General features: G+C 66.5%; 4 protein-coding genes and 6 pseudogenes. 4 read left to right on the top strand and 6 right to left on the bottom strand.

Annotated elements, in window-relative coordinates; genetic code table 11:
- From VKG81_RS00595 to ppdK, 3 genes and pseudogenes are all read left to right on the top strand, one after another.
- Positions 1–1,062 (top strand): annotated as a pseudogene (locus VKG81_RS00595) (IS256 family transposase); the annotation flags it as partial.
- A gap of 289 nt (positions 1,063–1,351) precedes the next feature.
- Positions 1,352–1,639: pseudogene (locus VKG81_RS00590) on the top strand (LutC/YkgG family protein); the annotation flags it as partial.
- A gap of 33 nt (positions 1,640–1,672) precedes the next feature.
- The gene (ppdK, locus tag VKG81_RS00585) at positions 1,673–4,366 is read left to right on the top strand and encodes a pyruvate, phosphate dikinase (RefSeq protein ID WP_324388890.1); all 2,694 of its coding nucleotides are present in this window, start codon (positions 1,673–1,675) and stop codon (positions 4,364–4,366) included.
- 234 nt (positions 4,367–4,600) lie between these two features.
- Here ppdK and VKG81_RS00580 read toward each other — a convergent pair.
- Positions 4,601–4,897: pseudogene (locus VKG81_RS00580) on the bottom strand (IS110 family transposase); the annotation flags it as partial.
- On the opposite strand from VKG81_RS00580, the pseudogene VKG81_RS00575 reads away from it, so the two are divergent.
- Positions 4,893–5,447: pseudogene (locus VKG81_RS00575) on the top strand (IS1634 family transposase); the annotation flags it as partial. The pseudogenes VKG81_RS00580 and VKG81_RS00575 sit on opposite strands and share 5 nt — an antisense overlap.
- Before the next feature lie 292 nt (positions 5,448–5,739).
- Here the strand turns inward: VKG81_RS00575 and VKG81_RS00570 are convergent.
- The 5 genes and pseudogenes from VKG81_RS00570 to VKG81_RS00550 all read right to left on the bottom strand — a co-directional run.
- A complete protein-coding gene (locus VKG81_RS00570) occupies positions 5,740–7,026 on the bottom strand; it encodes an IS110 family transposase (RefSeq protein ID WP_324388889.1) in 1,287 nt (428 codons plus the stop codon).
- Between the two features lie 535 nt (positions 7,027–7,561).
- Entirely contained in the window at positions 7,562–8,998 is a 1,437-nt protein-coding gene (locus VKG81_RS00565; protein ID WP_324388888.1) for a wax ester/triacylglycerol synthase family O-acyltransferase, read from the bottom strand.
- An 81-nt stretch (positions 8,999–9,079) separates the two neighbouring features.
- A pseudogene (locus VKG81_RS00560) lies at positions 9,080–9,247 on the bottom strand (ferredoxin reductase); the annotation flags it as partial.
- Positions 9,248–9,493: 246 nt separating this feature from the next.
- Positions 9,494–11,356 carry an FAD-dependent monooxygenase gene (locus VKG81_RS00555; protein WP_324388887.1) on the bottom strand — a complete coding sequence of 621 codons (1,863 nt, stop codon included), beginning with the start codon at positions 11,354–11,356 and terminating at the stop codon, positions 9,494–9,496.
- A pseudogene (locus VKG81_RS00550) lies at positions 11,353–11,556 on the bottom strand (hypothetical protein); the annotation flags it as partial. The gene VKG81_RS00555 and the pseudogene VKG81_RS00550, both read right to left, overlap by 4 nt.

Genomic DNA, 11,556 nt, shown 5'->3' with positions numbered 1-11,556 from the left:
CGTCGACGACCACGATGTGGCGGCTGGTCGATGCGCGGGTCGACGCCGACCATCTGCCCGGTATCCGGGCTGCCCGCGCGCACGCTCGGGCTGCGGCGTGGGCCGCCGGTGCAGCCCCTGGTGCAGGTCAGTGGCTGCACCTGGATGTCGATGCCACCATCACCATCGACCATTCCGATAACAAGCAGGACGCGGCCGCGACCTGGAAGAAGACCTGGGGTCATCATTCGCTGCTGGTGTTTTTGGACCGCCCCGAGATCGCCGGCGGTGAAGCACTGGCCGAGCTGCTTTCGCAAGATCTGTCCGGGCTGGACCTGGTCGCGTTGATGATCGACGGGGTGCACTTCGCCGAGTCGTGCTGCGTCGTGGCGCTGGGCATCGACATCGAGGGCAACAAACATCCGTTGGCGCTGGTGGAGGGCTCGACCGAGAACGCCACGCTGGTCTGCGGGCTGCTGGTTGACCTGCGTGAGCGGGGCCTGGACGTCACCCGCCCCATGCTGGTGGGCGTCGACGGTTCCAAGGCGCTGCGCAAGGCGGTGCTCGATGTGCTCGACCGCCCGGTCATCCAACGCTGTCAAATTCACAAGGTCATAACGTGAAAGATCATCTGCCGCAACGACTTCGTAGCAGTGTGGGCCGCAGGATGACCGATGCCTACCACGCCGGCTCGGCGCTGGAGGCCGAAGCAGCCCTGCTCGCCCTGGCCAACGAACTCGACCGTACCCACCCAGGCGCGGCGGCGAGCCTGCGCGAGGGCCTCGACGAGACGCTCACGGTGCTGCGCCTGAACGTTCCGCCCACGCTTGCGCGCACGCTGCGCTCGACGAACTGCATCGAGTCGATGATCTCGGTCTGCCGCGAACATGCCGGCAACGTCACGCGCTGGCGGGACGGGCAGATGGCGCTGCGCTGGTGCGCGGCCGGGATGGTCGAGGCCGGCAAGCAATTCCGCCGGGTCAACGGTTACCTGCACCTACCGACGCTTCGCGCCGCGCTCGAGCGCGAGTCCGCCGAATCTGTCGGCACTATGGGGCATGTGATCAGGTGAGCGCAGCCTGATGCTCACCGGGCCGCCACCAAAGTTCCACGAAACTCGGGACATCCTCCCCTGGCCTCATCCCCCGGCCTCGCTACATTAAGGCAGGAGCGCGACTGGACAAAGGGTCTAACCGGCCGAACAGATCAGCGGAGCGCCGTCATAAGACTAGGTGTTCTACCATGCGGGGGCGCCTACCACGGGCAACACCAATGAAATGTCGCTGGCTGTCGCCGTTACCGCACGCAGTTGGCTACCTGCCCGCAGTATTGTGCCATGACTTCCGCCAGTGAGCCCGGAACATCAGCCGCCGCAGCAGTGGGCATTGCCAGCACCGGCACGATCGTGCTGGACCACGGCCCCGATCAGGGGCGGCGCGCCCTGACCCTCGTCCCCGACCTGCACGTCTGCGTGATCCGCGACGACCAGCTGCTCGCCGATGTGCCCGAGGCCGTACAGCGGCTGCAGACATCGGTCAACGACGGCCGACCACTCACCTGGATCAGCGGCCCGAGCGCAACGAGCGATATCGAACTCGACCGCGTCGAGGGAGTGCACGGTCCACGAAGGTTGCACGTCGTACTGATGCGCACCAGCTGACCGTTTCATACGCCCGCCCCAAGGAGAAACCTGATGACTAAGTACGTGTTCGACTTCACCGAGGGCGATAAGGATCAGAAGGACCTGCTGGGTGGTAAGGGCGCGAACCTGGCCGAGATGACCAAGCTGGGGTTGCCGGTGCCGCCCGGGTTCACCATCACGACGGAGGCTTGCCGGGAGTACCTGTCGCAGGGCAGCGCGCCCGGTGAGCTGCGAGTGCAGGTCACGATGGCATTGCGGCAGTTGGAGGACAACCTCGGTCGCCGGCTCGGTGATCGCCATGATCCGCTGCTGGTGAGTGTTCGTTCCGGTGCGGCGTTTTCGATGCCCGGGATGATGGAGACGGTGCTGAACATCGGGCTTAACGACGCCAGCGTGAAGGGGCTTGCCGAGGAATCCGGGGACGAGCGCTTCGCCTGGGATTCCTACCGGCGGCTGTTGCAGATGTTCGGCAAGACGGTGTTGGAGATACCCGGCGAGGTGTTCTCCGATGTGCTTGACAAGGCGAAGTCGACGAAGGGTGTGTCCAGCGACGTCGACCTCGATGTTGATGATCTGCAGTCGTTGGTCACCACGTTCAAGGACGCGGTGCGGGAGCACTCCGGTCAGGAGTTCCCGCAGCACCCGCGGGAGCAGCTGGACATGGCGATCAACGCCGTCTTCGACTCCTGGAACACCGACCGGGCGCGTTTGTACCGGCGGCGGGAGCGGATCCCGCAGCACCTGGGTACCGCGGTGAACGTCTGCACGATGGTGTTCGGCAATCTGGGCGAGTCCAGTGGCACCGGCGTTGCGTTCACCCGTGACCCGGCGTCCGGGCGGACCGGCGCGTACGGGGACTACCTGTCCAACGCGCAGGGCGAGGATGTCGTTGCCGGGATCCGCAACACCCTGTCGTTGGACGATCTGAAGGCTTTGGACCCGTCGTCGCACAAGCAGCTGATGAAGGTAATGCGCCAGCTGGAGACGCACTACCGGGACCTGTGCGATATCGAGTTCACCATTGAGCGCGGCAAGTTGTGGATGCTGCAGACCCGGGTCGGGAAGCGCACCGCTGCGGCGGCGTTCCGGATCGCTGGGCAGTTGGTCGACGAGAACCTGATCACGATGGACGAGGCGCTGTCCCGGGTCTCCGGTTCGCAACTGGCGTTGCTGATGTTCCCGCAGTTCGACCGGTCGGCTCCCCGCGAGTTGCTGACGAAGGGGATGGCCGCCTCACCGGGCGCTGCAGTGGGCCGCGCGGTGTTCGATTCGCCTACCGCCCAGGCGTGGGCCAAACGCAGCGAGCAGGTCGTCCTGGTCCGCAAGGAAACCAACCCCGATGACCTCGAGGGCATAATCGCCGCGGACGGGATCCTGACGGCGCGCGGTGGGAAGACCTCGCACGCGGCCGTTGTTGCCCGCGGCATGGGCAAGACCTGCGTTTGTGGTGCTGAGGCGCTCGATGTCGACGCCTCGACTCGGACCGCGCGGGTCGGCACGGTGCTGATCAAGGAGGGCGATGAGATCAGCATCGACGGGTCGACCGGCGAGATCTTCCTCGGTGCGACGCCGGTCGTGCCGTCTCCGGTGGAGACCTACATCGAGTCCGGTCTCGCGGTAGCCCTGGAGGGGGCGGACAACGAGACCACCGCGCTGGTCAAGGCGGTCGACCGGTTGCTGACCCATGCCGATGTTCGCCGGCGCCTGGCGATCCGTGCGAACGCGGACACCGCCGAGGACGCGGTCCGGGCGAGATCCCTTGGTGCGCAGGGCATCGGCCTGTGCCGCACGGAGCACATGTTCCTCGGCGATCGCCGGGTGTTGATCGAGCGGGTCATCCTGGCCAGTAACACCGAGGAACGCGACGACGCGCTGGCTGCGTTGTTGCCTCTGCAGCGCAAGGACTTCACAGAGCTGCTCGACGCGATGGACGGGCTGCCGGTGAATATCCGGCTGCTGGACCCGCCGCTGCACGAGTTCTTGCCGGATCGCACCGAACTCGCGGTCAAGGTCGCCCTCGCCGAGGCCAGGGGTGAGACCGGTGAGCAGGTGGATGCTGACCGCAAGCTGCTGGCCGCGGTGGAGAAGCTGCACGAATCGAACCCGATGTTGGGGTTGCGCGGGGTGCGCCTTGGTCTGCTGACCCCCGGCCTGTTCGCGTTGCAGGTCCGCGCCGTCGGCGAGGCTGCCAGCGACCAGATCGCCGCGGGCAAGGACCCGAGGGTCGAGATCATGGTGCCTTTCGTGGGTTCGGTGATGGAGCTGCACCTGGTCCGGGATGAAACCGAGCAGATCCTCGCCGACGTTGCCGCCGAAAAGGGGGTCACGCTTACGATCCCCATCGGTACGATGATCGAGCTGCCGCGTGCCGCGCTGACCGCGCACCGGATCGCGGACGCCGCGGACTTCTTCTCCTTCGGCACCAACGACCTGACCCAGACAACGTGGGGGTTCTCCCGCGACGACGTCGAGTCCACGGTGTTCGCCGCATACCTGGACAAGGGTGTCTTCACCGTTTCCCCATTCGAGACCATCGACGGCGATGGCGTGGGGCGGCTCGTGGAGATCGCGGCCGAGGAGGGTCGTAAGACCAAGCCCGGTATGAAGCTCGGGGCCTGCGGTGAGCACGGTGGTGACCCCGAATCCATCCACTTCTTCCACAAGACGGGGCTGGACTACGTGTCCTGCTCCCCGTTCCGGCTACCGGTCGCCCGCCTCGAAGCCGGCCGGGCCGCCGTCAGCTAACGGTCCATCAGTGAATTGGGCTTCCCCTCGATATCAGTAAAGACTCCTGACCACATGCTGTTGGTGAACTCTGGTGAACTCGTAAGGCCCATCACGACGAGTCTCCAGATTTCGTGGCGGCGGACGGGAGCGTCAGCGGACGATAGCCGCGGCGGTAGGGGCTGCTAGGTCGATTGGCTGATGAGCAGGGTGGTGAGCGATTGGGCGGCCTAGACATCCCAGGGTCGTAGGTTGTCAAGCCGCGGCCATGCGGTGGGCCCAACCGGTGTGTTCGTTGTAGGTGCTGTGGTGGCGTAGGCAGCCGTGCAGGATGCCCACGAGGCGGTTGCCCAGCGCGCGTAGGGCTTGGTGGTGGGTGTCGTCGGCGGCGCGGTGCTGGTCGTAGAAGGCTCGGGCGCCGCGGCTGGTGGCGAGGGCGCAGAAAGCCCATTGGTCGATGGCGTCATAGAGGCGGCGGTTGCGCACGTGGCGGGCCAGCACCGCGCGCTTTTTGCCCGAGGCCACGGTCAGGGGTGAGGTTCCGGCCAACACCGAACGCATCGCCGCCGAGGCCGCCCTCGACGGCATCTACGTGCTGCGCACCAGCCTGCCCGAACCCACCCTCGCCGACACTGATGTGGTGCTGCGCTACAAGGGACTCGAAGACGTCGAGCGGTTCTTCCGCACGCTTAACACCGAGCTTGACGTGCGGCCCATCCGCCACCGGCTGGCCGACCGGGTGCGCGCCCACATGTTCTTGCGCATGCTGTCCTACTACATCAGCTGGCACATGAAACAGGCCCTCGCCCCGATCCTGTTTCACGACAACGACAAACCCGCCGCGGCCGCCAAACGCGCCGACCCCGTCGCCGCCGCCCAACGCTCAGACACCGCGCTGGCCAAGGCCTCCCGCAAACGCACCGAAGACAACCACCCCGTGCACAGCTTCACCGGCCTGCTCGCCGACCTGGCCACCATCTGCGCCAACCACATCCAGCCCACCCACGACATGCCAGCATTCACCATGATCACCACCCCCACCCCACTACAGCAGCGGGCCTTCCAACTGCTTGGCATCTCACACCGCTTCGGCCTGGCGTAGTCAGTACACCCAACCAGCAAGAACACCAAAACCCCAGCTCACAGGCCCAACACGTCACCAGAGCAGGGGGAACTTCGGATTAACAGCCAGCGCAGTGGCGGCTCCCGTCCGCTGGCGCTCCCGTCCGCCGCCACGAACCGACCCAGACCTACCGCCGCAGAGTCACCCGACGACATCCTCCGGGATCTACCTTGTGAAAACTTTCTTTACTGACCCGAAAATCGGATGGTGAGCGGGCAGGCCGAAGGCACCCGGCGGCGCCGGGTCATATTGTGCTCGTGGAAATTTGGAGTCAGGCGGCGTCGGCGATGACCGCTTTGCCGTCGCGGATGACGATGTGCTGGCCGGTGAGCGCCTGCAGTTGGGTGGCAAGGTCGCGGGCGCGGCGGTGCTTGTTGATCCGGGATTCGTAGTATCCGGGCCCGAGGTCGCAGAAGCTGGTGTCGGCGTCCGATAGCAGGTGGTAGACGACGGTCAGCACCGAATTGCCGACGGCGACGATTGCCTTCTGCTTGCCGCGACGCCGGGCCAGACGCCGGTAGCGGGCGCCCAGGAAGGTGTCGGTGCGGGAAGCGACGAACACGATCCGCCCGACGGTGCCGGCCAGCCACGGGTTGCCCTTGCCGCGGCCCTTGCTGCGGGACTTACCGGCCGACCGGTGGGTCTGCGGGCAGAACTTCGCCCACGACACCAGATGCGCTGCGGTGGGGAACCGGGTCATGTCGACGCCGATCTCGGCGATCAGCTCCGCGGCGGCCACGGCATCGACGCCGGGCATCTCACAGAGCCGGGCCACCCGATCGGAGAAAGGGCCCAGCAACGCCTCGATCCGAGAATCCAAGGCGCTGATCTGGGCGCTGATCCGGTCGATGTTGTCCAGCATCATCTGCAGGATCGTCGCGTGGTGGTCGGTGAAGAACCCGCGCAACGCCTCCTCGAGCCGGTCGGTCTTCTTCCGCGCGCTGCCCTTGGCCAGCTCCGCCAGCGTGTGTGGATCGCGCTGCCCGGCGATCAGCGCCTCCATCATCGCCCGCCCAGAGACACCATGGATGTCGGTCAGCACCGACGAAATCTTGATCTGGGCGTCCTCGAGGAGCTTCTCCACCCGCTGCATCTCCCGGGTGCGATCCTGTACCAGGGCACGGCGATACCGAGTGAAATCACGTAACCGACGGATCTCGGGCGGATGTACCAGCGACGGCCGGCACATGCCGCGTTCGGCCACCTTCGCCAGCCACACCGCGTCGGCCCGATCCGTCTTGGCCCGCCCCGGCACGTTCTTGACCTCGCGGGCGTTGACCAGCCAGCAGTCGAACCCCTCGGCCTCCAGCAGGAAGTACACACCCTTCCAGTAATCGCTGGTCGATTCCATCACCACCCGCTCAACGCCCCAGTGCCGCAACCAGACCGCCATCTCCAGCAACGCCGCGGTGGTGGTGGCGTAGCCGCGGATCTCCTGCATCCGCCGCCCCGGCTTACCCGGGGGCGGCACCCGCACGCACGCCTCCAGTCCTGCCTTCCCCAGATCCAGCGCCGCCACCCGATCCACGACCAGCTCGACCTCGTCGACCTCTTCCATCTTCAATATCCTTCCTGCGCAACCAATTACAACCAGACGGTCGCCCGCCGGGAACCGAACAGGGATAGGAATGAGAGTCGGACCCTCGCGCTCGTAGCCACAATGCGCAGGCCCCACCATCGGCTCCCCGGATCAAACTGCTATGCGGGCTCGCCTGCGCCAAGTAAGACCGACCTCGGGCGAGCGACCGCACCCGATTTTCCGCTATGCGCGAGCGTCCCCGAAGGGGACCACATCAACTGCTATCGAGGGCACCGAAGGTGCACGAATCTGGACCGGACATGGGATCCTCGCCCACAGCCTAGTCAAGATCAGCGCCCTTGCCGTGCCAAGAAACCGGGCAGCAGAAGTACGCTGCGCCCGTCACCGTGCCGTACACCGTGCCCACGGAACACCGGGTCGACGAGCAACCGGGCCAGCTCCCGCGTAGCAGCGGAGTTCGAGAAGGGGGTGGCCGCGCCAAGCGCTGACCTCGTCAGCCGGTTCATGGGGTTCGGGTCGCACGGTGCCGGACGCCGCAGCAGTGCGGCCGAGGTCATTCGCCGCCGGAACCGCTCCGGTCGGCCTTCCTGCGGCCCGGGCTGGCCTTGCGCGCGGCGGGCGGGGGTTGGGTGTCCGCGTCGCTGAGTTCGGCGATTCCGCGGTCGATTCCGGCGCACATCACGTCGATGTCGGGCACGGTGTCGTAGTCACCGGTCACACCGACGTAAAGATTGCCGTCGTAGGAGAAGATCGCCGTGGCGATCCGAATCTGCGGCCCCAGCATGACGTAGGGCCCGGCTTCGAGCATGCGACGTCCCAGCAGGTAAAGGGGGTGCTGGGGACCCGGAACATTGGTGGTCACGGTATTGACGGTGCGCTGGGGAAGCCGTGCCGCCAGCCGCGAGCCGAGCGCCAGCAACATGGGCGGCGAGAATCCCTGCAGCCCGACAAGAACCTGGCCCGCCACGGCGTCGCCTCGCTGCTTTGTCTCGTTCATCTGCTGGCTGATAGCCTCTAGCCGCCGGACGGGATCCTGCTCACCCACCGGCAGGCGGACGAAGACGGCCGAGACTTGATTGCCGCCCATTTCGCCGGGGGCACGGACCGATACCGGCACCATGGTTCGCACGGCGCTGGACGGTTCGAGCTCAGCGCGGGCCGCCAGCAGTTCCCGAAAGCCGGAGGCCACCGCCGCAAGCACCACGTCGTTGACGGTCCCGCCGTACCGTGACCGGATGGACTTCACCGCCTGCAGGCTGATCGTCGTACGCGCAAACCGCCGGTATGGGCCGATCGGTCCGTTGAGCGAGGATGTGGTCGCCTCGGCGAGAGTCTTTCCGAGCGGAAGCATGGTACGTGCCATCACCAGGCCCCGTCCGAATAGTTCACGCGGTGTCCGTAGCGCGCCCTCCAGCGCTCGGAGCTGATCCAACGGGCTCAGCCCTCTCAGCGATTCGGTCGCCAGGGCCCGCCGGCCTGGCGCGGGCTCCGGGCGCCACGACGCGGGCGCAGATGGGTGCGCCTCTGGTTCGTCGGACAGGATCACGGTGTTGATTTCGTTGGCAGTCACTCCGTCGACCATCGCGTGGTGAAGTTTCCACAGCACCGCCCAGCGATTCTCGCCAAGTCCTTCCGCTACCCACATCTCCCACAGTGGATGGCTTCGGTCGAGCTGCTGGGAGACCACCCGAGCAAACAGTCGGGTGAGCTGTTCCTCGCCGCCCGGCGCCGGCAACGCGGTCCGGCGGATGTGATAGTCCAGATTGAAGTTGGGGTCGTCGATCCACAGCGGTCGGGCGATCCCCAAGGGTAGGAAGCGCAACTTCTGACGGTAGCGCGGAACCAGCGCCAGCTTGCCTTCGATGTAACGCACGAGTTCGCCGTGGTCGGGAGCAGGCCCCTCGAAGACCGAGAACCACGCGACATTCGCCCGACTCTCGTCTGTCTCCAGGTCCAGGAACGCCGCGTCGAGCGCAGTTAGCCGTTGCATGTCAGCTCCGTGTGGTCGGGAACCGCCAAAAGCGGCGGAGCAAAGTCCATCCGCCGACCATAGCCCAGATCAAGCGGGCAGAATAGTTGCGCCCTGCCCGTGCGGGGCCGCGCGGGACACGGCGAACCGCTCCAAGTGCGACCGCTCGCCGATACCCGCGCCGGCCCAGGTCTTTTCAGCCCCGTTGAGCATCCCCTCCGGCCCGCAGGCCCAGGTTCGACGCTCACGCCAGTCCGGCACCTGGTCGCGCAGGCGGCCGAAATCAAGTTCGGCTGGCTGTAGATCCTGTCAAGGGGTTTGGCCTCACACGTCCAAGCCGCCGTTGACGCCCCACACCTACCCGGTGATGCAGCAGGAGGCGTCGGCGACCAGGAAATGCACCACGGATGCGAATGTTGTTATGAAAGGCGAACTGTCGCTCCGCAGGCCGTAGTCGTCATCGTCTGGGCGAACACGAAATCGGTTGGCTTGCAGGCTTTTCGGCAGGTCTCCTGTTCAAGTTCGACCGGAGCCGACACCGGTGCCGGCCGGGCTGAGCATGGGCGCCGCCTCGCGGATGTCGCGGCCCAGGATGTGTGCAAGCGCGTCGGCGAGTTTCGACCCTGGGTCGGGCGCCGCGTCTGCGTGGCGCCACCCGATGACACGGTCGGGACGCACCAGCACGGCGCCTTTGGTGGTGATGCCGCGGTGCTGTGCCCAGGCCAGCCGCGGATCGTAGAGGTCGCCGTCGATGTGGCCGATGCGCACCGCGTCGAGGGGCAGCCCATTGGCGCGGGCGATGTTTTCTGCCGCCGCGCACCAATCCTGGCCTTCCTCGCCGGCGATCAGCAGGAAGCGGCCCGGACCGACGAGGTCTTTGATCGGACGGCGGTGTCCCGTCTCGTCATCGATCCAGGCGTGCGGCAGCGGGCTGCCGGGGCGGGTGCCGGGTTCATAGACGCGGACGTCGTCGACGGCCGGGGGCTCCGGTGTGCCGTCGGCGACGACGGCGCTGGAGGCGTAGCGATATCCGTACTCGACGTTGAGTTCGTTGCCCTCCATCGTCAGCCGGCGGATCGCACGCAGCGCGCCGCGGCGGTGCTCGGCATCTTCCGGCTTGTCGCTGAAGATGCGGCGCATCTGCGCCCAGTTGGCCTCCGCGCCGGCCTCGTGGCTGAGCCCGAAGGCGCGCCCGATTTCCATGTGCGCCATCGCATTCTCCAGGGAACGCTGGACGTTTCGGGCGTCGACCGGCCTGCGTTCGGGTTCATAGCTTTCCAGCAGGCTGTCGGCTGCGTGGCCGCCCAGCACCGCGGCAAGCTTCCAGCACAGGTTGTGCGCGTCCTGCACGCCGCTGGTCAGTCCCAGGCCGCCGGTGGGTGGGTGGCGGTGCGCGGAGTCGCCGACGAGAAACGCGCGGCCGACCCGAAACCTCGGCGCGAGCACGCCCTCCAGAGCCCAGCGGGTGATCTTGTGGACCTTCATCGGCACGTCGATGTCCAGGGCGCGACGCATGTTGGCCTCGATCTGCTCGTCGGTGAGGTCTTTGGGCCCCTCGCCCTGGTAGGTGACGTGGAACACCCATTCTTCGCTGTCGGGACCCCAGTGGTCGGGCCCCATCGGCACCAGCACCGCCATCTCGCCGATCGCCGGGCACCAGATCCATCGGATGAGCACGTCGGGGTCGTGTGCGAGCTGCGAGAGATCCGCGCTGATGTGCGCGGTGGCGGTCTGCGCGACCACGCCCAGGCCCTCGTATTCCACGCCAAGCAGCTTGGGGATCGTGCGGCCACCGTCGCAGCCGAGCAGATACTGTGCGCGAACGGTGTACTCGGAATCGTCGTCGCGGTTGCGGACACGCGCGGTGACACCGTCGGCGTCCTGCTCCACGGCGACGAGCTCATGATGGAAGCGCACCGTCCCCGGCGCCATCGCCTCCGCGTGCGCCTTCAGGATCGGTTCCAGCCGGATCTGTGGCAGGTTGGCCGTGCGCAGCGGGCTGGCCGCCATCCAGTTGAGGTTGGTGTAGCCGGCACCCCAGGACTCGATCCTGCCGATCATCCGGCCGCAATCCTCGTCGGGACCGGCGAACCCGCAGTACCAGCCCATGGCCGCCATGTTCTCGGCCGGGGTGCTTTTTTCGTAGATCGCTTCGGCGACGCCGACATCGGCGAGGATTTCCATCGTCCGCTGGTTGAGCACATGCGCCTTGGGCAGGATGGACGTCGTAGGCAGTGCGCTGACCAGCAGCGTCTCGATGCCCAGCTGCGACAGCAGCATCGACGCGGTCAGCCCGGCACCGCCCCCGCCGACGATCAGGACGGGAACGTCGATGTCGGCCTTCCGCTGCGCCGAGGCGGGCAGTGGTTGTTGTTTCATGATGTACCTCCGGAGATGTGGGACACGGCCCGGCGACCGTGGTCCTGGTTGTCAGTTGATCGTGTCCAGGTGATGCGCAGCAGTTGTTCGCCGAGGTCGATACGGCGGTCGGCCGATTTGATCGTGGAGCGCACCACATCGCCGGGCTTGAGGTAGGCGCCACGCTTCTTCTGCGCCTTGATGAATGCACGCCACTTCAC

This window comes from Mycobacterium sp., from assembly GCF_035314905.1.
Lineage (GTDB): Bacteria > Actinomycetota > Actinomycetes > Mycobacteriales > Mycobacteriaceae > Mycobacterium.
The sequence above is the reverse complement of the archived record's forward strand: the minus strand, read 5'-3'. Positions and strand labels throughout refer to the sequence as shown.